The organism is Aequoribacter sp., assembly GCF_965659035.1.
Classification (GTDB): Bacteria; Pseudomonadota; Gammaproteobacteria; order Pseudomonadales; family Halieaceae; genus Aequoribacter.
The window spans coordinates 19,080-41,113 of the sequence record NZ_CBFHWH010000005.1; the positions used below are offsets into that span (position 1 = coordinate 19,080).

The following is a 22,034-nucleotide window of genomic DNA, read 5'->3' on the forward strand; positions in this document are numbered from 1 at the left end:
GAATGGAGAAATTTGAAGTGGAAGTTGTGCTGAAGGCATCCGATGGTACGGAATACACAGTCACTGATGGTGCCGTCATAGGCCGAGTTGAGGCTGTCGACATCGTCATCGCAGACCCCAAAGTGAGCCGTCAACACGCTAAATTTAAGCTTGATGGTGGTGCGCTTGCGATTGAGGATTTAGGGTCCTCAAATGGGACATCGGTGAATGGAGCGAAGATTCAAGCAGAGACACCTTTAGCCCATGGTGATACAGTATCTATCGAGCACTTGTCGTTTAGGGTCGTTGTCGATGGCGCAGAGCTGGAGGAAGCCGATGAGGCCACGGTGATAGGTGCAGTGGGCGATGACGCGACAGTCATTGGAGCTCCGGGCCCCGATTTGAGTAATGTGCCCGGTAGTTGGGTTGAGTCAGAGACCGCTGAAAGTACGCAGTTTTTAAGCCCCGAGCAATCCGCAGAACAAGGGGTTCAAGTCGTGCGGCAGAGTCTTGAACCACACGTGATTTTACTGGATGACGAAGGCGGTATTGCCGAGGCGCTAGGACTGGAGCTCGGCGATTCAGATAATCAGCAGTGGGAAATTGGTCGTGGCGACCAATGTGATGTGCAACTTGCTGAATCGACCGTCTCGACCCGACACGCGCAATTGGTATGTGAAGGCGGCAAGTGGCGCATCGTAAATTTAATTTCATCGAATGGCATTGTCGTGAACGGCGAAAAACGGTTGTCCGCTTTTTTAAGTGACGGCGATGTCATTGGATTAGGCCGGGCACGGTTGGTGTTTTTTGGGCCGAGCCGGGCATCGAAAATCTCATCCAGCAGGCCAAAGGACACGGAATCGGGTGTCAATAAAATCGGTTTGTTGGCTATCGTCATAGCAGTGCTCGTTGCAGCGATAGCAGCAGTCTTCCTGCTTTAACAAGCAGTGCAGACGGCGTTTCCACGCGGGCTGGAACTTTGCCTTAGTCGTAAATGTTGGGTTTGGGCTTCCCAAAAATCCAACCTTGGATTAGCTCAAAGCCTATATCGGCGCAGGTGTCTAACTCAGCTTGTGTCTCGACGCCTTCGGCCAAAGTGATGATGCCGGTATTCTTCGAGAAGGTCACCAAAGATTGAATCATCTCCCGCTTGGCTGCCGTCGCTGTGTCGATATCTCGTATGAGGCTCATATCAAATTTGACGTAATCGGGTGGCACATCCACCATTTCTTGCAGGCGCGATTGGCCCGCTCCGAAGTCATCATAGGCTAGACCTATGTTCAGCGCTTTTAGATCCATGTGCAGCGCTTGCATTGCCTTCAGATTCGAAACGCCGTCTTCGTGAATTTCCAATACCAGTTTGTGCGGTCGCAATGTGCTCATGGTCTTTTCAAGCCCCATCATCAAGCGGCGCATGTCCTTGAGTTCGGCGGGGTGGGTGTTCACAAAAATAGTAGCCCCGGGTGCTTGCGCGACGGCTTCTTGTATACCGATGTCTCTGAACAGCTCACTCAGGGTAACGTCCAAGCCACCGCTCTCTGCAATTTGAAACAGTGGCCAGGGTGCTGGCGGTAGGCCATCGAAAGCACCTCGCCCCAGTATTTCGTAAGCGACGGGTGTGCCCGTGACTCGGGTAATAGGTTGGAAATGCGCTGTCACAGCCCGCTGATCAATCATTTGTTGCAGCTCGCGCAACCCGGTCGGTAAACGGTCCGACAAATTTTCTACTGCGGCAAAGGTGGTAGTCTCTTCCTCGTTATCGTCTGCGTCAGCGTCGCCCTCGGCAATCAGGCGATATTCGTTAGAGCCGAAATGCAGAACGTCGCCGTGGTCAACCACAGTGGGTCCGGAGATCCGATTGCGGTTTACAAAGGTACCGTTGGTGCTCCCTAAGTCGTTAACAATCAGTGTGTCGCCGCTGGCAATGATTTCGGCATGTTTACGGGATACATCGCCTTTTGGTACCGGGAAGCCCGATTCGTTGACGCGCCCTACGATGCAAGGGAACTGCGTGATTGCCACGCGTTGAATGCGATCCGAGTCGCCAACGTACCCCTCTAAAAGCCACTGTTTTGACATGCGGCCCTCCGCATTATGCATAGACTCTTTTAAGACTACACAAAATAGCAAAGTGTTCAAAGCGCGAAGTTAAGCAAACCCCATTTTGAACATTACGAATGTGTTAGGTTGCTATTTCGGTGGGGTTAGTTGATCGCGCCACGGGTGCAGCGCGAATGGTTGGTTGCTAAATTTTGGGCTTATTCTTGTAAAACTTTGTGGCTCACCTTTGCGGAATCGATGTCACTGTGGGTAAACAAAATATCTCGCCACGCCTTGTTGCCGTAGCGCTCGGTCTGATCAGTAAAGTGCGCGGACTGTGGTGCGCCGGATTCGCTGTAAGACAAGATTGCCTGGGCTTTTGGGCCTTGGTCCGTAAAGCTCATGGCCATAATAAAGCTGGAGCCGTGAGCAATGTTATAACCGCTAGAGCTGAGCGTTTTACTGTCGCCAACTCGATCGTTTGTGCCTGAAAAAATGGGAGAGTCGATGTGTTCACCTGTGACCTGAAGGTTGGCAATACCTTCAAAGCGATTACCGCCATGCACGGGTAGTGCCTTACCAGCACGATGAGCGAGCTGCAGCTCACCTAAGGGGGCATCTAACGGTATGGTGTTGGCTGTCAGCAAATTAACGGCTTCCGCTAAAGCCGTCAGTGCGCGATCAGAGTCAGCCAGACCTACGGGCGTGGTCGCTGGATTTGATGGGTCAAAGTCCCCTTTGAATAAGGGCCCAGAAAATTGGGTCGCGGTGTAGTCGTAGCGGGTCAGCCACTCGCGGAACAGCACAGCACCGCGGCTGTCGTTGTTATAGCGCTTATCCCACTGGGACAAGATGGTGCAGGCCTCTTTGAGTGACACCGCGGAGCCATTGAGCTGCGCTTCGGGTTGCGCAACACAGGCGGTTAGGAGGTCGTCCATTAAGAGGTGGGCAGTGAGTCCAGAGTTGTCGAATAAAGCCTGCTGAATTTCTTCGATAGAGAATTTGCCGTCATCGCCGCGAAACTCAAAACCATTCAGACCCTTAAGCAAATGTATATTCATTCGGGTGCGAATGCTGCGCGGTGTTTCTGTGGCGCCGTACAGCGGTGAATAACCCGTTCTTGGATTGTCAGGGTCGCTCAACCAGTAGCTGTCGTTTGAGTTAAAGACAGTATTGCGACTTTCTATGAGTGGGCGCTGGTCAAAGGGTGTGGTGCCTGCAATGGGCACGCCATCCTCAATAAGCCATTCATCGCGCGCTGAGCTGCCATCTAAAATCACTAAGCCCTTGGTTAGGAACAGCTGTTTTAGCTGTGGGGCTTGTTCGAGACTTGTCTGCCAGGCCGCAATCGTCTCTTGGCTTAGATGCCCCACGTTGGTGTTGTCAAAGTAAACCGCACGCCCTTCGGCGCTGGTCGATATGGTATTTACCCAGGGCATTGCGTTAAACGTACGGTGTGCCTCGATAAACTCGTCCATAGATTGTGCTTGTCCCATGGCCAGCCACTGCCCGAGAACTTGGGTGTTTTCGCTGTTTGCATCCCGTGCGGCGTAGGCTGTTGTAGAACTCCAAGTTAAACCGGGCATTTGTACCATGGGTCCGTGATGGCTAAACCAAATGGAGCCTGACTGTTCGGTAAGCCCGGAGTCCGTTTTGATTTTGACTGATACCGGTACCGAAGTCAGGTCACGCCATTCATCCTCATAGCGATACTGGGTTGGGTTTTCTGGGTTCAAGGTTAGTCGATACAGTGTGACGCGCTTAGAGTCGGATACCGTATGCGTCCATGCAACGGCATCATTAAAGCCGATAGCTACCCCAGGTGTGCCAATAAGCCCTGCGCCGTAGACGTCTAGCTCGCCTGGAATGGTCAGATGTTTTTCCCAGAACCGGCTGGTGCCATACCAAGGGTAGTGCGGGTTCGCCAGCAGAGCACCCTTGCCAGACTCGGTCGCTTCGGAGCCAAAGGCCCAGCCATTAGAACCCATTCCTTCCAGTTTAATTGCATCTAGAGCTGCAATCTGAGCTCCCTCATGCACCGTGAATTGCGCTTGATCTTGGGGTGGTTGTGCCGCCGCCACCGCACCTGCCATTCGGGTGATGGTGTGAACGAGCGCAACGTATTGCGTCATAAAGTCTTCAGCCGACGCTGGTTTAACCCAGTCCGTTTGGTCGCACCACGAACCATAATTGCCTTGGGTATCGGCCAAGTAACGGTTGTAACCGGCCGCGTAACCTTCTATCCATTCGCGTATTCTTGGCGGCTGCTGCGCAAGTGCCATTTTACCCTTGGATGGCATATCCAGCGCTTGCATGACCATGTCGCTGTAGACGTTGCTATTGTTGTGTCCGGCCCCCAAATGCTCCGCGGCGGTGCCTTGAGCTGTGGTCAGTGCCACCGCCATGTTGCAAACGTGATCTTCTGCTGCGGCATAAGCCTCACCATAGCCTAGACTTGCGTAATCGTTGGCACGAATGTGTGGTATGCCAAATTCGGTTCGGGTAATTTCCGCATCGTATTTTAGTGGTGGCATAGCAGCTTCTTGCTGGCAGGCACTGAGCAGTGCAATGCATGCTACCGCGAGGCAGGTTTTAGGATTGGAATACGCCATGGATAGAGTCCTTGTGTTATTGTGCTCCAACGCTACCAAATAGCAGTCGCAGTGCCTAGGGTGGAAGATAAGAAGGAGCAGAAAATGGCCGTAAATAACCCCGTTTGGGTCATGGCAATTTTATTTGGTTTGAGTGCAATTGGCTTTTTAAGCGAAAGGACTCGGCTGGGTCGAAGCCTAACCAGTACGGTGGTGGTTATTTTGTTGGCCATTGTTGCCGCCAACATCGGGCTTATTCCCCATAACTCTATCGCCTATGATTTTGTGTTCTCTTACGTCGTGCCAGTGATTATTCCGTTATTTTTATTCAAGGCGAATTTGCGTCAAATGGCGACCGAGGCTTCGCGTTTATCGGGCGCTTTTTTATTGGCGACTGTAGCAACGGTGATTGGTGTCTTGGTCGCCATTACTCTTGTGGATGTCTCGCAACTTGTGGTCGGAAACCGCAGTGCGCAAGAAACTGAAGCGGCTATCGCCGGTCTGTTCGCCTCTACGTATATTGGCGGTTCGGTAAATTATGCCGCTTTGGGCGAGGTCACGGGCCTAATTCGCGAGGCGTCATTTTTTAGTGCCGCGACCGCAGTCGACAATTTGTACAGCGCGTTGTACTTGTCGGTTCTGGCCATTTTGCCGGCTTGGCGTTGGTTAGCGCAGCGATTTTCGCCTGATAGCAGCGAAGTCATTGTCGATTCTGTACCCGATAGCAAATCCGCAGTGACAGCGCAGAGTCTGACGTATTCATTGGCTTTAGCCCTAGTTATCGTCGCGTGCTCGGATGCCGTGGTGGCGTGGCTCGATTGGTCAATGTACCGCTACGCGGTCATTACCATCGTCACGGTAACGATTGCCACGACTTTTCCGGCGCTTGCGGCCAAATTGGAAGGGAGTTTTGAACTCGGCGTCGCATTAAGTATGGTCTTTTTTGCGGCTATTGCCGCGGGTGCCAACGTGCAAGCTGTCATCACGTTAGCTCCCATCTTGATTGTGTTTACGGGGGTTTTGCTGCTGGTACACGGTGTGAGTCTATTACTGCTTGGGCGCTTGTTTAAGCTGAGTTTACCTGAGTTAATCGTCGCCTCTAATGCGGCCATTTTGGGTGCGACAACGGCGCCCGCTCTGGCGGCCGCCAAGGGTTGGCAGCATTTGATTACCCCTGGCGTTTTGGTGGGGGTGTTGGGTTACGCTTTAGGTACCTTGGTAGGCACCGCCTTGTATCAGTGGTTGTTATAAGCGCCGCTGCCTTGCTACTCTTCGCGTCTACTCAACAAAAAGGTATTAACAATGAGTTTGTCAAAAGTTTTAACACTTCGCAGCGGCCACACGCTTAAAAATCGGTTCATGTTGGCACCTTTGACCAACCTTCAGAGTCACACCGATGGCCGTTTAGGCGATGACGAGTTTACGTGGCTGAGTATGCGGGCACAGGGTGGTTTTGGCTTAACCATGACTTGCGCAGCATCGGTTCAGTACGCAGGTCTTGGGTTTCCCGGCCAACTTGGGGTTTACTCGGATGATCACATCGAGGGCCTTACTCGGCTCGCAGAAGCTTTAAATAAAGAGGGTAGTTTGTCTGTAGTGCAGCTGCATCATGCTGGAATGCGAACGATGGCCGATGTGGTTGGCCATGCGCCATTGTGCCCTTCTGACAACGAAGAAACGGGTGCTCGGGCAATGACTCACGAAGAAGTGAAAGCCACGATTCAAGATTTTATTGACGCTGCTGTTCGCAGCCAAAAAGCGGGCTTTAGCGGTGTTGAAGTCCACGGCGCCCACGGTTACTTGGTCGCGCAGTTCTTAAGTGGCGAGATTAATCAGCGCACCGACGAGTACGGTGGTTCGATTGAAAATCGCGAGCGTTTTTTGTTCGAGATCATAGACGGTATCGCTAAAGCTTGTGGGCCTGAGTTCAGTATCGGTGTGCGGCTGTCGCCGGAGCGTTTCGGTATTCAAATGGCCGAGGCTTTAGATTTGGCGGGTCGATTGTTAAAAGATGAGCGCTTGGACTACCTAGACATGTCGCTGTGGGATAGCTTCAAAGAGCCAGAAGAGGAGCCTTTTAAAGGCAAGTCTTTGCTTGAGCATTTTTGTGCCTTACCGCGTGACGGTGTTGCCTTGGGTGCAGCAGGCAAGATTTTCTCAGCCCAGGATTGTGCCAAAGCGATAGATGCGGGTTTGGACTTTGTCGTGCTGGGACGCACCGCGATTCTGCACCACGATGCGCCTGCTCGGATTCTGGCAGATGCGAGTTTCACGCCCACTAAGCCGCCCGTGTCACGCGAGTATTTAGCGTCCGAGGGTTTGGGTAAGCCCTTTATCGATTACATGAGCACCTGGAAGGGCTTTGTCGCTGCTGAGTGAAGCTGTACGCAGCGCCTCCCTGGGGTACAGTTGCGAGAGTAGTTTATCTTGCTCGCGCAACAATTCAGTCTCGGTGGCTGCCCACAAAGCAATGTGTCCGAGTTTGCGCTTTGGTCGGTTCTCTTTGCCGTACCAGACCGGCTCAAATTGATTGTTCGCCGGGATCTGATCTTTTTCAACAGGTCCCAGAATATTGACCAAGCCATAAACCTGCGGGAATGATTGGTGTACTAGCGACATGCCCGTTATCGCACGAATGTGCTGTTCAAACTGAGAACATAAGCCACTTTGTAGGGTCCAGTGTCCGCTGTTATGGACCCGAGGTGCAATCTCGTTAATCAAAATGCCGTTTTGCGTCACGAAACATTCGACGGTCAAAACGCCAACGTAATTCAACTCTTGCAATAAAGTGCTGGCGTAGCGTTCTAGAGTTTGTTGTTGCTCTGCGCTAATTAGGGGTGCCGGCGCGATTGAGGATAATAAAATGCTATTTTGGTGTTGGTTTTCCACAACGGGGTAGCAAACGATATCGCCAAACTGATCGCGCGCGGCGATGATCGACACTTCAAACTCGAAGTCAATTCGCTCCTCGATCAACACGGCGGTATCAGTCAGCTTGGATGTAATGTGGGTGACCTCATCGAGTGTCTTTGCATGCCATTGGCTCTTGCCGTCGTAGCCTTGGGTTGGGTGCTTGATCACCACCGGAAACTTCAGACTTTTTTCAATAACCGACCCATCCACACAGCTGCTCACCCAAGTTGAGGTGGGTAACTTTAAATCGTTCAATAGAGATTTTTCGCGCAGTCTATGCTGAGTCTTGGCCAGTGCCTCGACCGGTGGATAAATAGGCGCTTCTTCATTTAAAACTTGGAGGACAGCGAGATCGATTTGTTCTCGTTCCACCGTAATGACATCAATGTCTGGCACACTAAGAAGTGATGCTCTGGGATTGCTAGGGTCGATGCGGATTACCGTGCCCAGATGCTCCACGCATCGCGTATCCTCATTCGGCTCCGCCAAAAAGCATACGCTGACGCCCAGGGTGTGGGCGGCTTCAGCCATCATGCGGGCAAGTTGTCCGCAGCCATAAATGGCAACTTTCATGATTGTATCTCGACAGCAACTTCTGCGCTGCGGTTGAGGCGCCATTCTTTAAATCGGGCGCGAAGAGGATGATCGTAGATGGCCAACATTTGAACAGCCATTACGCCGGCGTTAAATGCGCCTGCTCCGCCCACTGCTTGCGTTGCCACGGCAACTCCGCGCGGCATTTGTACAATGGATAGGAGTGAGTCGAGTCCCTGGTTAAATTTACTTTCTACTGGGACGGCGATTACGGGTACAGATGTCATGGATGCAATCATGCCGGGCAAATGAGCCGACCCGCCCGCGCCAGCGATGATGATCTCGACCCCATTTTTTTCGGCGCCGCGTGCAAATTCGTATAAGCGATCTGGCGTGCGATGCGCCGAGACAATGCCGCAGGCATGATCTACGTTCAACTGTCCCAAGATGGTGGTAGCTTCCTGTAGGGTGGGCCAGTCGGATTGTGAACCCATAACGATGGTGACGCGAGCAGCGGGTAAAGTGTCCATATTAACTCCCCAATTGAGTTAGGCTTAAGTAAAGTGGTATTGCAACAAGCACGTTAAAGGGAAATGTGATTGCCAGCGACGCGGTAATTGCCAAGGCGTTATTGGCTTCGGGTAAGGCGCTGCGCATGGCTGCAGGTACAGCAATATAGGAGGCGCTGCTCGCCAGTACCATCAGCAGGAACACACCGCCTGCGCTCAAATTTAGAACATACACAGCGAGTAAGTATCCAAGGCTGGCCGCCAACAAGGGCATAGCGATTGAGAAGGAGGCCAAGAAGGGGCCTTGTCGTTTGATGTCATTGATTCGCGTTGCGGCCTGACGTCCGAGCTCCAGTAAGAACAGCGCGAGTACGCCGTGGAAAAGATCACCGAAGAAGGGCATCAGCCGCTCAGTCCTGTCTCCGCCCCAGGCGCCTATGATCAGTCCGCCAATTAATAGCAAAACGCCCTCATTAAAAAACATTTCGTGTAAGGCTCTGGGGAAGGCTTTTGACATGAAGATTTTTGGCTTGGCGATGAATAAACCGGCGAGAATTGCGGGAATTTCAAGCAGGGCAACAAACAGAGGGAAATACGCTTCGTAAGTTATGCCCTGAGCTTCGAGTACGGCCACAGAGACGGCATAGGTAGCGACAGAAACCGATCCATAATGTGCAGCAGTGCTGGCTGCATCTTCGCGAGTCCACCCACCAATCTTGTATAAGATGGGGAAAGCAATGAAAGGTAAGATCAACCCAAAGGCGATAATGATGAGTGCCTGAGGGATCAGAACACCGAGAGGGTAGGCGGTAAAAGCCATGCCACCTTTGATGCCGATGGCAAGCAGCAGAAATAAAGTACAGCCTCGGTAGATTGCCTTAGGTACCTCAAAGCTAGCGCGGCTGAGTGTTGCGACTGCGCCGAGCAGAAAAAATGCGACAACAATATCTAATTGCATGCTATTGCGGACCTAGTGGCGAGCTGCCGTTTTGATTTTCTGCAGTAATCGAATTTGAGGGTGGGCCAGGCTGTTCAGTACGACGAGGCTTAATCCCGTAATCATCAAATACGGCGCAATTAGCTGTGCGCTCCAGCCGATAAAACCAAGCGCAGCAATGAGCATGCCCACCAAGATTCCAAACCAATAGCTTCTGTTCATAGTGACCTCCCTAAACGACGGGGCGATTATGGGGGTGAACAGGAATAGATAAAACTAGATAATATTTATTATTAGTATAGAATTTTATCTATATATTTTGCCGGTTTCTGGATCAGTATGAAACACCGTACGCACGCACGAATTGGTACTGCAAGGCAGTTGGAAATACTGCTTGCGGTTTACGAGCACAAAAGTCTGTCCGAGGCAGCTAAGACCCTGTTCCTGACTCAGCCAACGGTATCCATGCAGTTAGCAAAGCTAACCGATAACATCGGTTTGCCCCTGTATTACGTGCACGCCAAACGGCTTGTTTTTACCGAAGTGGGTAAACGCGTTGTGACGCATGCACGCGCCATTTTGCGGGAATACGACTATCTTGCATTGACTCTAGAGCAACTAAAAGGCACCCAAACTGGGTCGGTGAGTTTGGGTCTGGTGACGACGGCTAAATACTTTATTCCACATTTGATCGGGCCGTTTGCCGAGGATCACCCAGGTGTGGAGCTGAGCTTAAAAATTGGTAACCGAGCGGAAATCATCGAACGTGTAATGAGTGACGAAGATGATTTTTATGTGTTCAGTCACCCGCCAAGTGATCAGGGTTTAGAGTTGACTCCGTTTTTATCGAATAAGCTTTGGCCTGTGGTTTGCCCCACGCACCCACTGGCTCAAACCGATAACGTCAGCCTGGCAAGATTTTTACAAGAGCCGTTTTTATCACGTGAATCGGGTAGTGGTACTCGGCATGCCATCGAGCAATTTCTGGCAAAGCGGGGCATGAGCTTTGTGCCCAGAATGATTATCGAGAGTAACGAAGCGATTCGCCATGCGGTAATGTCAAACCTGGGTGTCTCTGTTGTTAGTGAGCACACACTTAACTATGGTGGGAGAGAGGGTTTGGCAGTGCTTGATGTCGATGGGTTTCCGATCGAGTCCAAATGGTACCTGGTGCGCCGCACCGTGCGGCCACTGTCGCCTGCGGCACAAGCTCTAGCTGACTGTTTAACCCGGCGTCAGGATGGATTCGTTTGAGTCGGTTTAAACAGAGCTTCTACGGGTTCTTTAAATACCCCAGATAACTTGAAGGCGAGCGACAAACTCGGGTCGAACTTACCCGTTTCGATGGCATTGATCGTTTGTCGGGACACACCGACAAGGCGAGCAAGGTCTTGCTGCGTCAGTCCGAGCTCTTGTCGCTTCTCGCGGATATTATTGATCATAAATAACGCCAGTTGTTCACCATCACCGCTGCCAAGTAGGTTAAGCCCATGAAAATAACGACGACACTAATCTCGGCGTCAAAGGGGATTAGGTTGGTGGTATCTAACAGAGAATACGATAGACCAAAGACAAGAACCAAGCCTAACGTTAAGCCCATGGCTTCCAGGTGAATTTTCTGCTGTAGCTCGTCGAGCGAGCGCAGGTGTTTGATGTTAGCGCGGATCATACCCAGTCCAAAGAGCAAGGTTGCGATAATGGCGATTACGGTAAAAACCGACTGTTCGCCCCAGAGAAATAGGGGACCGAATGCGGCGACGGCCTGTGAGATGACCCATAGACCGGTCCAGGTTGCCAATTGAGCAATGCGATTGTTGGTTTGCATAGTAACTCCGTGTCAAGTTTTGTTTACATCTTGTCCGTCTTTGCTCGGCGTGTCAAGTTTTATTGACACGAAATACCGCTTTATGCCGATTCCGAACTTGCGTTATCCTTGTGATGAATGAATATAAATAACAAAGGATTCACTATGAACGCACCGACACGCGCCACGTTTAAACACATGAAGGACTCAACTTACGAAGATTGGCAGCTGATCATGGGCGAGATGCGACATTACTCGGCGGGTTTGGCTGATCGAATGTTAGATCAATTACGTGCTCTCGAGGGAGACTGCGGTGGTTTTATTGTTGACCGCTTAACCCACTGTTTGCAAACGGCGACCCTAGCCCACAAAGATGGCAAAGACGAAGAATACGTTGTGTGCGCTTTGCTGCATGATATAGGCGATATACTCGGGCCCTACAATCATGCAGATATCGCGGCGACTTACTTGCAGCCCTTTATCTCGGAAAAAAATCACTGGATGGTGAAGCACCACGCTATTTTCCAAGGCTACTACTTTTTTCATCACTTAGGTCTAGATCGTGAGCTCTACAAGCAGTACGAGGGGCACGAGTATTTTGACTATACCAAGGAGTTCATTGACAAGTACGATGCACCAGCTTTTGACCCAGACGGCGAAACGTACCCGTTGAGCTTTTTTGAGCCTATGGTGCGCAAAGTCTTTGCGGCACCCAAACAGTCCCTGTACAAAAAAGACTAAGGAGTAAAACCCCGATGCGTTCTTTCGGTCTGTTTTTGTTGGCGCTGGCACTACCACTAGCGCATGCTGATGAAGGTATGTGGCAACCGCATCAGCTGCCCAAAATTTCCAAGCAGTTGCAAGCGGCGGGCCTCAAGATTGACCCCGCGTCGATGCAGCGATTGGATCAGTTTCCAATGAATGCCATTATCAGTTTAGGTGGCTGTACGGCCTCTTTCGTCTCGCCAGAAGGCTTAATTGTGACCAATCATCACTGCATTTACGGTTCGATTGCTTACAACTCAACGCCCGAACAAAATTTGTTGCAAGATGGTTTTGTTGCCGCGGACAAATCCAAAGAGATTCCCGCCTCGCCGGGGACTCGCGTGTATGTTACTGAGGAGGTCACAGAGGTAACCGACACAGTACTGGACGTTGCAAACGACGCACAACAGGGTGACGCTTACTATCAAGCCATCGAGCAAAACAAAAAGCGTTTGGTCGCTGCCTGCGAGACCAGCCAAGATTATCGCTGCGAGGTTTATACTTTTCACGGTGGCGCGAGTTACTTCTTGATTCGCTATTTGGCGATAAGGGATGTGCGATTAGTTTATGCGCCTCCGTCCAGTATTGGTAAATTTGGTGGTGATACCGATAATTGGATGTGGCCCCGCCACACGGGAGATTGGGGTTTTTATCGAGCCTATGTGGGAGCAGACGGGCTGCCCGCTGATTACGACCAGGCCAATAAGCCCTACACACCCGCGGCGCATTTTTCGGTGAACAAGGACGGGTTGGCGGAAGATGATTTCGTGATGGTGCTTGGGTATCCAGGGCGCACCAATCGTTATCGAACCGCCCTAGAAGTGCAAAACCAATTTGATTGGACCTATCCCACGGCGAAACAGTACCGCGAGGACTATATCGAAGCCATCAAATCTGTGGCCACTCCGGGTAGCGAAGCTCGGTTAAAGTATGAAAATACAATTGCCGGTTTGGCCAACTACGCAAAAAACTATGGCTCGATGATCACCTCTTATCGGAAGGGGTCCTTGTTACAAGACAAACAAACTCTAGAACGCGATGTCCTAGCTTGGATTGATCGAGACGAGGCGCGCAAACAGCGTTTCGGAATGGCTTACGACAATTTGGAGCTTCTTCTCACCGAAGAGTTAAAGCACCAAGAGCGCGATTTGCTGTTGGCCTATATGGGAAGGACCAATATGTGGTCTGTGGCCGCGCGGTTACTGAAATTAGCTCATGAACGCCAAAAGCCTGATCTAGAGCGTGATTCGGGTTATCAAGAGCGCGACATGGCGCGATTTGCCCAAGGACTGCAGAGTGTTGACCGGCGCTACGACTCCGAAGTCGACATCGCAGTATTACTGCATTTTTTTAGTCTTTATGAGCGTTTGCCGGCTGCGGAGCGCGTTGTTGAGCTCGACGAGTTTTTTGGTTTGAATGGCCAGAAAGATCGCGAGGCTTTGCAAGAAAGGTTGCAGTCGATGCACGCCAGGACCCAACTGAATAAAGCGGATGTGCGCTTGCAATGGATGGAGGCCAGCCTTGCAGAGTTTGAGGCCTCGGATGATCCTTATATTGAATTTGCTCAAGCGCTATGGTCATACAGCGATCAAATTGAGCAAAAGAACAAAGCGCTCGCGGGTGAGTTATTAAAAGCACGCCCGCTGTGGATGCAGGCGATACTGGCGTATAAACAAAGTTTGGGCGAGCCTGTCTACGCCGATGCGAACAGTTCGCTTCGCATCACCTACGGCACGGTCACGGGTTATTCCCCTCAAGATGGGCTGGTTGCTGTACCCTTCACTACCGCCGAGGGCATGTTAGCCAAGTATATCCCTGGTGACGATGAATTCGATTTGCCTGAGTCTATGCGTCGCGCAATTGCAGCGCGCGATTATCATGAATATGCGGATCCAACACTCAACTCAATCGCTATTAATTATTTGACGACCGTGGACATTACCGGCGGTAATAGCGGTTCGCCAACCTTAAATTCGAGGGCCGAATTTGTGGGTCTGGCCTTTGATTCAGTATACGAATCGGTTATCGGAGACTGGAGCTATGACCCGAGCATGAATCGCACGATTCACGTATCGAGTCCCTATATGCTTTGGGCCATGAAGTATATTGATGGCGCCGAGCATCTGCTGGACGAAATGACCTTGGTGAATAATCCGGACTGATATTAACTGAGTTGGACTAAAGCCCTTCGGGGCTTTTTCTTGGGAAAACTACTAAGCATGCTTATAATATGCGTATGCCTAGATCTACAGTAAATTTTGTGCCGTCAAGCTTGGGCTTTTTGCTCAATGACATCTCGCGTACGTTTCGTCGCCATTTTGATATCAAGATGGCCGAGCATGGTTTGACGCAAGCGCAGTGGCGCGCGCTTCTAATTATGGCAACGCGCGAAGGTTGCACTCAGCGTGAGCTTTCTGATGCCTTAGACGTTCAGCCAATAAGTATCGCGCGCTTGCTCGATCGAATGGTTAAAGGGGGGTGGGTTAACCGTGCGCCCTGTCCGAATGACCGAAGGGCCCACCGTTTATATTTGACCTCTCGGTGCGATCCAATTTTAGAAGTCGCTAAGGCGGCGTCGCAGGAGGTCTTGAGCCGAGCGAATCAGGGCATATCTGAGGCAGAGTTAGCACAGTTATTGGGCACGCTTGAGCGCATCAAAAACAATTTAGACCAAACGAGTTAGGGGGTAGCGTGTCGAGAGGTAAAAAACAGGGGGCTATGGTGGGTGTGATTGCGATCGCTTTCGCAGTCATTGGCTTTTTGTATTACCAGCAAACCGACGTGTTGAGCACTGATAACGCGTACTTAAAGTCACAGCATGTGTACGTCAATGCTCAAGTAAGTGGGGCGATTATTGATGTTAAGGCTGAGCAGCATCAAATGCTTCAGGCCGGCGATATTATTTTCGTTGTTGATCCTGCACCTTATGAGTTAAGAGTGCAGCAAATTGAGGCCGAGCAGCATGCCTTTGCAATCGATATTACGCGCAAAAAAAGCGCTTTGAATGAGCTCGAGGCGCAAAAAGCGCTGCTGCTGGAGGACCTACGCTATGCCCGAGAGGAATGGCAGCGTGAGAAAGATCTGACGGCTAAAGGACTAAATGCCGAGCATGACTTGGCGGTCAAACAGCATGACCTGCAACGTGCCGAGCGATCCATTACCGTGATTGAAGCTGACATTACCACCGCCTTATCGGAGCTCTTAGGTCAGGCCGATTTGGCGGTCGAAGATCACCCGACGTACAAGGCGCTGCAAAGCCAGCTCGATCAGGCCAAGCGCGACGTTACAAATACCGTTGTGCGCTCACCTATTACTGGGATGTTAATTGAGAAGCCGGTATTGGGAACGCATGCCGAACGCGGTCGGCCCATTACGTCGGTGGTAGACGTGGATAATCTGTGGGTAGAGGCCAATTTTTTAGAGACGGATGTCGCTCGTTTAACACCTGGCTTACTCGCGCAAGTGCATATCGACACGTATCCTGACAAAGTTTGGAAGGGGCGGGTGGCAAGTCTCAGCCCAGCGACGGGTGCTGAGTTTGCAATTTTACCTCCGCAAAACGCTACCGGTAACTGGGTGAAAATTACGCAGCGAATTCCTGTGCGTGTAGAGTTGGACTCGTCAAATGCTGACACCGTGTTAAGGAAGGGAATGACGGCTGAGGTTGTTGTGTTTCCCTCTCAACAAAAATAGCTAACAGAATGATCGACAAGCCGCTGGTCGAAGTCTCTCCCGTCATTCGAACCTGGAATGTGGTTCTGTCGTCGATGGCAGTGTTGTTGATTACACTGGACACAACAATCGCAAATATCGCACTGCCGCGCATCCAAAATGACCTTAACCTGACCAATAGTCAGCTGGGTTGGATCCTTACCTCTTATATCCTGTTTAACGCCATTTTTATGCCGCTTACCGGCTTTTTGGCCGATCGTTTTGGTAAGAGAGAAGTCCTGATCGCGTCGGTCATAGGATTTGTCTTTACCAGCTTCTTGTGCGGAATCTCTCAGAATCTGGAGCAGTTAGTTATCGCTAGGGCCTTGCAAGGGGCGAGTGGCGCATTTTTGATGCCGGTGACGCAATCGATACTGCTCGATATCCATACTAAGGCAAACTACGCAAAGGCGATTGGTATCTGGAGCATGGGCATCATTATCGGGCCAATTTTGGGTCCAACAATAGGCGGCTATTTGACCGAGATGCTGTCTTGGCACTGGGTGTTTTTGATTAACTTCCCTATTGGTGTCGTTCTAGTGATTGGCCTGTTAATTGTGTCACCGCACTGCCCTAAGAATCCTGACCGTCGTATTGATTTGAAGGGCTTTCTGTATCTGGGGCTCGCGATTGGATTATTGCAGTTGATGATTGACCGCGGCGAGGGCGAAGACTGGTTCGATTCATGGGAAATTCGACTAGAAGCGATATTCTCGGTTATGTTCTTCTGTATCTTTTTGATACACACGGTGGGGCGCAAGCATCCGTTTATTCAGCTTGAATGCTTCAAAGATGCTAACTTTTTAGCGGGCCTAGTTTTCGCGTCGGTCACCAGTATCGTGATTTATGGGACCTCGGCCATTCTTCCGGGTTATTTGCAGGGGGTGATGCGCTACCCCGTTATTGATGCAGGTTTGCTGATGATGCCCCGGGGGTTAGGTATGTTCTTTGCTCTGATGATACTGAGTCGCCTGCCCGTTGCTCAAAACCCGCGCCCCTACATTGCCTTTGGCTTTATGCTTCAAGCACTGTCGCTCTGGTTAATGACCAACTTCAACGTACACATAGATTCGACGTATATCGCCTGGAGCACGGTATTGCAGGGTATTGGTACCTCATTCGTGTTTATGCCCACCAACGTGCTGATGTATCTGACTTTGGAGTCAAAATATCAAACTGACGCCGCGAGCTCTGGTGGTTTGATCAGAAACTTGGTCGGAGGCTTTGCTATTTCGGGTGTTTTTGCTGTCTTCACACGCGACAACCAATTTTTTCATGCACATTTGGTTGAGGCGATTACGCCCACGACATTTGTGGCGGGCTGGCCCGCCTTGCTGCCGCTTGATTCCGTGCAGGGCGCTTGGGTTTTAAATATGGAAATTACGCGCCAGGCTGCGATGCAATCTTATTTGAACATCTTCACGGCAATGCAATGGATGTCGATCGTCATTGCCGCACTGTTAATTGTGACTCGTTCCAAGCGGTCAAAGGTACAAGGGCTTGCCGCCTAATTACCAGCGCCGCTTTTCGAACTTCTCCTCGCGCTTTTCTTTTTGGCGAACCACAATGAAGTAGATGATGCCGGCAGCCAGCCCACCCCAAATCAGCCATTCAATCATGCGTCATTCGCCTTAATTGTCACAGCGGTGCCATAGGCCATAATTTCTACCGCCGCCTGCGACACCATAGACGTGGTAAAACGGAAACCAATAACGGCGTCTGCTTGAAGTGACTTGGCATCTTCTAACATTCGATAAATAGCTTCTTCGCGCCCCTCAGCTAAGAGTTCCGTGTAGCCTTTGATTTCGCCGCCTACGATATTCTTCAAGGCCGCTGTAATATCGCGGCCTATGTGTTTCGCTCTAACGGTCGAGCCCCTGGCCAAGCCGAGTACCGAGTCGACTTGATAACCGGGCAGGTGGTCTATCGTGGTAACGATTGGGTCAGACATGGGGGCTCCTATATTAAGCGATACGCCATGCAAATAAGCGCGCCAAGCGACACGGTCCAAATGATAGAGCGGACGTATTTGATATTGAATACGTAGCAGGGGACATAGGCAACGCGTGCGACGAGCCACATCCACGCGACGGTCTCTAGTTGCGCGTTCTGCACGTGCGCAATAATTGCTAAGGCCAGGAAGGGCGCAAGGCTCTCTTGCAGGTTGTTGCCCGCTCGTTGAATGCGACCTTGAATGATCGATACGTCAAGAGGTTCGTCGCGACTCGACAGCAGCCAGTCGAGTTTGTCCAGACGGGTGCTTGCGGGTAAAAGCCAAAGCTGAAACAAAGCTAGTGCTAGGGCGTAGATAATAATTTCGATCATGTTATGTCCTTATTATTGTGATGTCGCAATTGACAGTAGTAACAATCTAACCTGTAAAGAACCGCCACACAATGGGTGACCAAATGACCAGCCATATAATCAACGAAAAGGTTACGGCAAGAGACCCGAGGTCTTTTGCTAAGCCGGAGAGTTGGTGGTAGTCGCTGCTGATGCGATCGATGGTCGCCTCGACTGCGGTGTTTAAAGTCTCAACCACCAGCACGAATAACGTGGCGACGATCATCAGGCTAACTTCGCCGGTCGTTGTGCCAATAAAGAATGACGCTGGAATTAAGATAAGTGCTAAAACGAATTCAAGCTGGAAGGCTTCTTCGTGCTTTAACAGCCATAATAGGCCTTTGCCAGAATTCACTATCGTAAATATCAGGCGAGCGATACCGGTACGCTTAATGACTTGAGGTTCGTTCATTGCTGTTTCCATTGACCTTAATACGCGGCGAAGACGATACAGAACCTTCGTTACGCCTATCTTAAACCAAGGCTTAATCGTTAAGAATCGCCACCGCTCGAGTCCAGCCGGCCGAGGCCGCACGAATTTTGAAGGGGAAGCACGACACCGTAAACCCGGTGCTCGGTAGCGCTTCGAGATTGTGCAGTTTCTCGAGATGGCAGTAGCCGGTGTGGCGCCCCGCCTTGTGGCCCTCCCAGATAATGCTGGGATCTTGAGTTTCGTTAAACCGTTGCGCGGTGTGCACAAAGGGTGCGTCCCAGCTCCAGCCATCGGTTCCGGTCACACGAATGCCTCTATCTAGCAGATAGCGGGTTGCTTCGTAACCCATGCCGCAGCCACTCGAGACATAGTCATCATGCCCGTAACGAGAGCCCGCGCGGGTATTTACTAGTACAATTTCAAGGGGCGACAGCCTATGGTTTATCCGTGCAAGTTCTGCTTCGACCTCATCGGCACTCACAACATGACCATCGGGAAGATGGCGAAAATCAAGCTTTACCCCCGGTTGAAAGCACCATTCTAGCGGGACCTCGTCGATGGTCCAAGCGCGTTCCCCTTGGTTCATAGTGCTTGCAAAGTGGTAGGGGGCGTCAAGGTGTGTGCCGTTGTGGGTATTTAGGTTAATTTGCTCGATTGCCCAGCCCTCGGCATCGGGCAGATCCTCTGGGGCAAGGCCGGGGAAAATATTGGCGATATCCTGAGCTGAATCGGAGTGCTTAATGTACTGGATTTGCGGTTGATGTCCCGGGGGGTCAGAGATGACGTCGTTCTCTAGATAGATGGATAAGTCGACGATTTTCTGGCCCATAGTCTGCTCCTAGTTATTCTATTTCAGGATTTTTGCACAGCGCATGCAGAATACCACCACAGCCATCCTCGAGCATAGTAATCACCGTGTCAAAGCCCTTGGTGCCCCCGTAGTAAGGATCGGGCACGTCTTTGGGTGCTCTGTTGGGTAAAAAGTCCGAGAACAAGCGTAGCTTAGCCGAGTCCGCGGGTTGACGGATAAGCGCTTGCAGGTCGGTAAGGTTGTTGCGATCCATCGCGACGATGAGATCGAACCGATCGAAGTCCCCCCGTTCGAATTGGCGCGCACACCCCTGATAGCTGTGGTTGTATGCTCTGAGTCGATCTTGCATGCGTTGGTCGGGCGGCTCGCCAACATGATAAGAGGCGGTGCCACACGAGTCGATGTGCACGGTAAAAGGCCGTTTTTCGCTGTCGATAAAGTCCCGGAATATGTTTTCTGCCGCGGGTGAGCGGCAGATGTTGCCTAGGCACACGAATAAGATCTTGAACTCGGCCATGGTTACACTCGCTTTTGAATAACGGCCAGTCTAGCGTCTTCGATTTGTGCTGCCTAGGCTGCGGTGCGCCCGGCTGTGATACTAGGCAATCAGGCTTCTCAACATCCAGGCGGTTTTTTCGTGTACTTGCATGCGTTGCGTCAGCAAATCGGCACTGGGTTCATCGCTGACCTCGCTGGCAATAGCAATCACTTCGCGCGCTTGGCGAGCAATGGTTTCTTGAGCCTCAACCAGATTTTTAATCATATCTTCCGCGCATGGGATATAGCTATCTTCCGGAATTGAGGTGAGCGCCGCATAAGCGCTGTATGACCCGGGAGCGAACTCGCCCAAAGCACGAATCCGTTCGGCAATTTCATCGACCGCAGTGGCCAGCTCGGTATACTGTTGCTCGAACATCAAATGCAGGGTGTTGAACATGGGGCCTGTGACATTCCAGTGGTAGTTGTGGGTTTTGAGGTACAGCGTGTAGGTGTTAGCAAGTAACACGCTTAAACCTTGTACGATTGCCTGACGGTCAGTCTCTTTAATTCCAATATTAATGTTCATTTTGCTCTCCTAGTCGTCCTGGTTCGTTAGCGTAAAGGGCCGTTTTTCCTATTGGCTGCCGTACCGCTTTGGTCCTTTGATACTACGTAATAATCTACTTTGGGCACGCCTATTTATCGGTCGGAGCGCCTGTCTTTGATCTGCCTCATCTTATGAGGTCACAGATCTTTTATAAATTGAATTATTTAAATCAAAACGATTCATTTTATTGGATGTTCGGCCGTTCACGAGAATAAGAGAAAACTCAGATATTGCGATGGCTCGCATCAATTTTTCGGTAGAAAATTTTGTAAATAAAGTCGTTTTCCGTTTGTGTGGGGTATACTATGCATTGTGTTTTTATAGTTGTGCCTAGTCGCTAATGATTCAAATCCGCAAAGTTACCGTCGACAATTTAAAGATTGGGATGTACGTCTCCAGTCTGGACAGACCGTGGCTGGAGACTCCCTTCGCTCTGCAAGGTTTTTTGCTGAAGTCGCAGCGCGATATCGACAAAATCAGCAAGTTCTGCGAGTTCGTCTACGTCGATTTTGAAAAAAGCGAAGTGGCCGAGCAAACAACAAAAAAGCGTTCAGCACCGGTCTCACGCCCTCGCAAAACCAGACAAGAGCTATTTCCTAACCGCAGTCTTAGCGATTACCGCGATGCCGGCCAATTTGGCGATGAGTACCCCAAGGCGCGTCAGGCAATAACTACCCTAACGACTGGGGTGACGAATATTTTTGACAGCGTCAGTAAAGGCAGTGGCCTGGACGTTGTCAAAGTGAAGCGTTCAGTTGAACCTATGGTTGAGAGTATCACCCGTAACCCCGATGCGTGTATTTGGCTGGCGCGCATGAAACAAGCTGATACCTATACCTATCAGCACTCCATTGGCTGCTCTATTTGGGCGGTGGCGCTTGGTCGTCAGCTGGGTCTTCCCAAACCTGATTTGCGGTCTTTGGCGATTGGCGGGCTGCTATTTGATGTGGGTAAGTTACAGGTCGATAAAGAGCTGATCGACGCTAAGCGTAAGCTAACCGACCACGAATTTCAGACGGTGCAAAGTCACGTCAACCTTGGTTTAGAGGCTGTTAAAAAAAGCGGACTGATGAACAAAGATGTGCTTGAGATGATCGAGTACCACCACGAGCGCCACGATGGTTCGGGTTACCCCAAAGGCCTGAAAGGCGATCAGATCCCCATTTTCGCTCGAATAGCAGCCATTGTAGATTGTTATGACGCTATTACCAGTCACCGCAGTTACGCCAAAGCCTTACCTCCCTCGATGGCTATTAAAATGTTATACGAGTGGCGAGACATCGATTTCCAGGCAGAGTTGGTGGAAGAATTTATTCAGGCGGTTGGCATTTATCCGGCTGGGACCTTGGTTGAGTTGTCATCGGGTCAAGTGGGTGTTGTGTTGTCGGAGTATCGAACTCGACGCTTACGGCCCAAAGTGATGATTTTGTTAGACGCCAATAAAAATCCGGTTATGGACGTGCAGACCATCAACTTGTTGGAGATGACTCATACCGAGGACGGTCAGCCTTTGGATATTGTCAATTCCCTCGAGCCTGATGCTTACGGCATCGACATGGCGGGAATTCAACTGTAGT

General features: G+C 50.8%; 24 protein-coding genes. 10 read left to right on the forward strand and 14 right to left on the reverse strand.

The genetic code is table 11. The features are described from left to right. The first annotated feature begins 2 nt into the window (after positions 1-2). The gene (locus tag ACTF5Z_RS01705; RefSeq protein ID WP_438984256.1) at positions 3-920 is read left to right on the forward strand and encodes an FHA domain-containing protein; all 918 of its coding nucleotides are present in this window, start codon (positions 3-5) and stop codon (positions 918-920) included. 43 nt (positions 921-963) lie between these two features. Here ACTF5Z_RS01705 and ACTF5Z_RS01710 read toward each other — a convergent pair whose 3' ends face one another. After that, positions 964-2,058, reverse strand: coding sequence for an EAL domain-containing protein (locus ACTF5Z_RS01710; RefSeq protein ID WP_438984257.1), 1,095 nt, complete (start codon positions 2,056-2,058; stop codon positions 964-966). A 179-nt stretch (positions 2,059-2,237) separates the two neighbouring features. Continuing rightward, positions 2,238-4,631, reverse strand: a complete 2,394-nt coding sequence (locus tag ACTF5Z_RS01715; RefSeq protein WP_438984258.1) for an acylase — start codon at positions 4,629-4,631, stop codon at positions 2,238-2,240. Between the two features lie 84 nt (positions 4,632-4,715). On the opposite strand from ACTF5Z_RS01715, the gene ACTF5Z_RS01720 reads away from it, so the two are divergent. After that, positions 4,716-5,861, forward strand: a complete 1,146-nt coding sequence (locus tag ACTF5Z_RS01720; protein ID WP_438984259.1) for a DUF819 family protein — start codon at positions 4,716-4,718, stop codon at positions 5,859-5,861. Between the two features lie 51 nt (positions 5,862-5,912). Beyond that, complete coding sequence (locus tag ACTF5Z_RS01725; RefSeq protein WP_438984260.1) at positions 5,913-6,989, forward strand: NADH:flavin oxidoreductase; 1,077 nt, start codon at positions 5,913-5,915, stop codon at positions 6,987-6,989. Here ACTF5Z_RS01725 and ACTF5Z_RS01730 read toward each other — a convergent pair. Genes ACTF5Z_RS01730 through ACTF5Z_RS01745 form a run of 4 tightly spaced genes read right to left on the reverse strand, consistent with a single transcriptional unit; the run spans position 6,915 to position 9,725 of the window. Next, positions 6,915-8,096 carry a 5-(carboxyamino)imidazole ribonucleotide synthase gene (locus tag ACTF5Z_RS01730; protein ID WP_438984261.1) on the reverse strand — a complete coding sequence of 394 codons (1,182 nt, stop codon included), beginning with the start codon at positions 8,094-8,096 and terminating at the stop codon, positions 6,915-6,917. The two genes, ACTF5Z_RS01725 and ACTF5Z_RS01730, sit on opposite strands and share 75 nt — an antisense overlap. Further along, positions 8,093-8,587, reverse strand: coding sequence for a 5-(carboxyamino)imidazole ribonucleotide mutase (gene purE / locus ACTF5Z_RS01735; protein ID WP_438984262.1), 495 nt, complete (start codon positions 8,585-8,587; stop codon positions 8,093-8,095). Before purE ends, ACTF5Z_RS01730 begins: the two co-directional genes overlap by 4 nt. 1 nt (position 8,588) lies before the next feature. Beyond that, positions 8,589-9,524 (reverse strand): sodium-dependent bicarbonate transport family permease, encoded by a 936-nt coding sequence (locus ACTF5Z_RS01740; protein WP_438984263.1) that lies wholly within the window; start codon positions 9,522-9,524, stop codon positions 8,589-8,591. A gap of 12 nt (positions 9,525-9,536) precedes the next feature. Then, positions 9,537-9,725, reverse strand: a complete 189-nt coding sequence (locus ACTF5Z_RS01745) for a hypothetical protein (RefSeq protein WP_438984264.1) — start codon at positions 9,723-9,725, stop codon at positions 9,537-9,539. Positions 9,726-9,842: 117 nt separating this feature from the next. Here ACTF5Z_RS01745 and ACTF5Z_RS01750 point away from each other — a divergent pair, with 117 nt between their 5' ends. Next, positions 9,843-10,757 (forward strand): LysR family transcriptional regulator, encoded by a 915-nt coding sequence (locus ACTF5Z_RS01750; RefSeq protein ID WP_438984265.1) that lies wholly within the window; start codon positions 9,843-9,845, stop codon positions 10,755-10,757. Here the strand turns inward: ACTF5Z_RS01750 and ACTF5Z_RS01755 are convergent. Continuing rightward, positions 10,739-10,945 (reverse strand): helix-turn-helix transcriptional regulator, encoded by a 207-nt coding sequence (locus ACTF5Z_RS01755; RefSeq protein ID WP_438984266.1) that lies wholly within the window; start codon positions 10,943-10,945, stop codon positions 10,739-10,741. The genes ACTF5Z_RS01750 and ACTF5Z_RS01755 overlap by 19 nt on opposite strands. Beyond that, positions 10,942-11,328, reverse strand: a complete 387-nt coding sequence (locus tag ACTF5Z_RS01760) for a hypothetical protein (protein WP_438984267.1) — start codon at positions 11,326-11,328, stop codon at positions 10,942-10,944. Before ACTF5Z_RS01760 ends, ACTF5Z_RS01755 begins: the two co-directional genes overlap by 4 nt. Before the next feature lie 144 nt (positions 11,329-11,472). Here ACTF5Z_RS01760 and ACTF5Z_RS01765 point away from each other — a divergent pair, with 144 nt between their 5' ends. The 5 genes from ACTF5Z_RS01765 (at position 11,473) to ACTF5Z_RS01785 (ending at position 17,294) form a co-directional block, all read left to right on the forward strand. Beyond that, a complete protein-coding gene (locus ACTF5Z_RS01765) occupies positions 11,473-12,048 on the forward strand; it encodes an HD domain-containing protein (RefSeq protein ID WP_438984268.1) in 576 nt (191 codons plus the stop codon). A 14-nt stretch (positions 12,049-12,062) separates the two neighbouring features. Next, entirely contained in the window at positions 12,063-14,234 is a 2,172-nt protein-coding gene (locus tag ACTF5Z_RS01770) for a S46 family peptidase (RefSeq protein WP_438984269.1), read from the forward strand. A gap of 74 nt (positions 14,235-14,308) precedes the next feature. Continuing rightward, positions 14,309-14,755, forward strand: coding sequence for a MarR family winged helix-turn-helix transcriptional regulator (locus tag ACTF5Z_RS01775; RefSeq protein ID WP_438984270.1), 447 nt, complete (start codon positions 14,309-14,311; stop codon positions 14,753-14,755). An 8-nt stretch (positions 14,756-14,763) separates the two neighbouring features. Further along, on the forward strand, positions 14,764-15,765 hold the full coding sequence (locus ACTF5Z_RS01780) for an efflux RND transporter periplasmic adaptor subunit (protein WP_438984271.1): 1,002 nt from the start codon (positions 14,764-14,766) through the stop codon (positions 15,763-15,765). An 8-nt stretch (positions 15,766-15,773) separates the two neighbouring features. Continuing rightward, positions 15,774-17,294 (forward strand): DHA2 family efflux MFS transporter permease subunit, encoded by a 1,521-nt coding sequence (locus tag ACTF5Z_RS01785; protein ID WP_438984272.1) that lies wholly within the window; start codon positions 15,774-15,776, stop codon positions 17,292-17,294. 104 nt (positions 17,295-17,398) lie between these two features. On the opposite strand, the gene ACTF5Z_RS01790 is transcribed toward ACTF5Z_RS01785, so the two are convergent. The 6 genes from ACTF5Z_RS01790 to ACTF5Z_RS01815 form a co-directional block, all read right to left on the reverse strand. Then, the gene (locus tag ACTF5Z_RS01790) at positions 17,399-17,734 is read right to left on the reverse strand and encodes a YbjQ family protein (protein ID WP_438984273.1); all 336 of its coding nucleotides are present in this window, start codon (positions 17,732-17,734) and stop codon (positions 17,399-17,401) included. An 8-nt stretch (positions 17,735-17,742) separates the two neighbouring features. Beyond that, the gene (locus tag ACTF5Z_RS01795) at positions 17,743-18,108 is read right to left on the reverse strand and encodes an MAPEG family protein (protein WP_438984274.1); all 366 of its coding nucleotides are present in this window, start codon (positions 18,106-18,108) and stop codon (positions 17,743-17,745) included. A gap of 46 nt (positions 18,109-18,154) precedes the next feature. Continuing rightward, positions 18,155-18,538 (reverse strand): diacylglycerol kinase, encoded by a 384-nt coding sequence (locus ACTF5Z_RS01800; RefSeq protein ID WP_438984275.1) that lies wholly within the window; start codon positions 18,536-18,538, stop codon positions 18,155-18,157. A gap of 73 nt (positions 18,539-18,611) precedes the next feature. Further along, the gene (locus ACTF5Z_RS01805) at positions 18,612-19,388 is read right to left on the reverse strand and encodes a cyclase family protein (RefSeq protein WP_438984276.1); all 777 of its coding nucleotides are present in this window, start codon (positions 19,386-19,388) and stop codon (positions 18,612-18,614) included. Positions 19,389-19,401: 13 nt separating this feature from the next. Beyond that, positions 19,402-19,887 carry a low molecular weight protein-tyrosine-phosphatase gene (locus ACTF5Z_RS01810; RefSeq protein ID WP_423849018.1) on the reverse strand — a complete coding sequence of 162 codons (486 nt, stop codon included), beginning with the start codon at positions 19,885-19,887 and terminating at the stop codon, positions 19,402-19,404. Positions 19,888-19,968: 81 nt separating this feature from the next. Continuing rightward, on the reverse strand, positions 19,969-20,436 hold the full coding sequence (locus ACTF5Z_RS01815) for a Dps family protein (protein WP_423849019.1): 468 nt from the start codon (positions 20,434-20,436) through the stop codon (positions 19,969-19,971). Between the two features lie 361 nt (positions 20,437-20,797). Between ACTF5Z_RS01815 and ACTF5Z_RS01820 the strand changes: the two genes are divergently transcribed. Next, positions 20,798-22,033, forward strand: a complete 1,236-nt coding sequence (locus ACTF5Z_RS01820; protein ID WP_438984277.1) for an HD-GYP domain-containing protein — start codon at positions 20,798-20,800, stop codon at positions 22,031-22,033. The last annotated feature ends 1 nt before the right edge of the window (position 22,034 follow it).

What these genes read in the sequence shown, in the direction of transcription:
- ACTF5Z_RS01705 (WP_438984256.1), top strand. Translation starts at nt 3, where the DNA reads ATGGAGAAATTTGAAGTGGAAGTTGTGCTGAAGGCATCCGATGGTACG.
- ACTF5Z_RS01710 (WP_438984257.1), bottom strand. Translation starts at nt 2,058, where the DNA reads ATGTCAAAACAGTGGCTTTTAGAGGGGTACGTTGGCGACTCGGATCGC.
- ACTF5Z_RS01715 (WP_438984258.1), bottom strand. Translation starts at nt 4,631, where the DNA reads ATGGCGTATTCCAATCCTAAAACCTGCCTCGCGGTAGCATGCATTGCA.
- ACTF5Z_RS01720 (WP_438984259.1), top strand. Translation starts at nt 4,716, where the DNA reads ATGGCCGTAAATAACCCCGTTTGGGTCATGGCAATTTTATTTGGTTTG.
- ACTF5Z_RS01725 (WP_438984260.1), top strand. Translation starts at nt 5,913, where the DNA reads ATGAGTTTGTCAAAAGTTTTAACACTTCGCAGCGGCCACACGCTTAAA.
- ACTF5Z_RS01730 (WP_438984261.1), bottom strand. Translation starts at nt 8,096, where the DNA reads ATGAAAGTTGCCATTTATGGCTGCGGACAACTTGCCCGCATGATGGCT.
- purE (WP_438984262.1), bottom strand. Translation starts at nt 8,587, where the DNA reads ATGGACACTTTACCCGCTGCTCGCGTCACCATCGTTATGGGTTCACAA.
- ACTF5Z_RS01740 (WP_438984263.1), bottom strand. Translation starts at nt 9,524, where the DNA reads ATGCAATTAGATATTGTTGTCGCATTTTTTCTGCTCGGCGCAGTCGCA.
- ACTF5Z_RS01745 (WP_438984264.1), bottom strand. Translation starts at nt 9,725, where the DNA reads ATGAACAGAAGCTATTGGTTTGGAATCTTGGTGGGCATGCTCATTGCT.
- ACTF5Z_RS01750 (WP_438984265.1), top strand. Translation starts at nt 9,843, where the DNA reads ATGAAACACCGTACGCACGCACGAATTGGTACTGCAAGGCAGTTGGAA.
- ACTF5Z_RS01755 (WP_438984266.1), bottom strand. Translation starts at nt 10,945, where the DNA reads ATGATCAATAATATCCGCGAGAAGCGACAAGAGCTCGGACTGACGCAG.
- ACTF5Z_RS01760 (WP_438984267.1), bottom strand. Translation starts at nt 11,328, where the DNA reads ATGCAAACCAACAATCGCATTGCTCAATTGGCAACCTGGACCGGTCTA.
- ACTF5Z_RS01765 (WP_438984268.1), top strand. Translation starts at nt 11,473, where the DNA reads ATGAACGCACCGACACGCGCCACGTTTAAACACATGAAGGACTCAACT.
- ACTF5Z_RS01770 (WP_438984269.1), top strand. Translation starts at nt 12,063, where the DNA reads ATGCGTTCTTTCGGTCTGTTTTTGTTGGCGCTGGCACTACCACTAGCG.
- ACTF5Z_RS01775 (WP_438984270.1), top strand. Translation starts at nt 14,309, where the DNA reads ATGCCTAGATCTACAGTAAATTTTGTGCCGTCAAGCTTGGGCTTTTTG.
- ACTF5Z_RS01785 (WP_438984272.1), top strand. Translation starts at nt 15,774, where the DNA reads ATGATCGACAAGCCGCTGGTCGAAGTCTCTCCCGTCATTCGAACCTGG.
- ACTF5Z_RS01790 (WP_438984273.1), bottom strand. Translation starts at nt 17,734, where the DNA reads ATGTCTGACCCAATCGTTACCACGATAGACCACCTGCCCGGTTATCAA.
- ACTF5Z_RS01795 (WP_438984274.1), bottom strand. Translation starts at nt 18,108, where the DNA reads ATGATCGAAATTATTATCTACGCCCTAGCACTAGCTTTGTTTCAGCTT.
- ACTF5Z_RS01800 (WP_438984275.1), bottom strand. Translation starts at nt 18,538, where the DNA reads ATGAACGAACCTCAAGTCATTAAGCGTACCGGTATCGCTCGCCTGATA.
- ACTF5Z_RS01805 (WP_438984276.1), bottom strand. Translation starts at nt 19,388, where the DNA reads ATGGGCCAGAAAATCGTCGACTTATCCATCTATCTAGAGAACGACGTC.
- ACTF5Z_RS01810 (WP_423849018.1), bottom strand. Translation starts at nt 19,887, where the DNA reads ATGGCCGAGTTCAAGATCTTATTCGTGTGCCTAGGCAACATCTGCCGC.
- ACTF5Z_RS01815 (WP_423849019.1), bottom strand. Translation starts at nt 20,436, where the DNA reads ATGAACATTAATATTGGAATTAAAGAGACTGACCGTCAGGCAATCGTA.
- ACTF5Z_RS01820 (WP_438984277.1), top strand. Translation starts at nt 20,798, where the DNA reads ATGATTCAAATCCGCAAAGTTACCGTCGACAATTTAAAGATTGGGATG.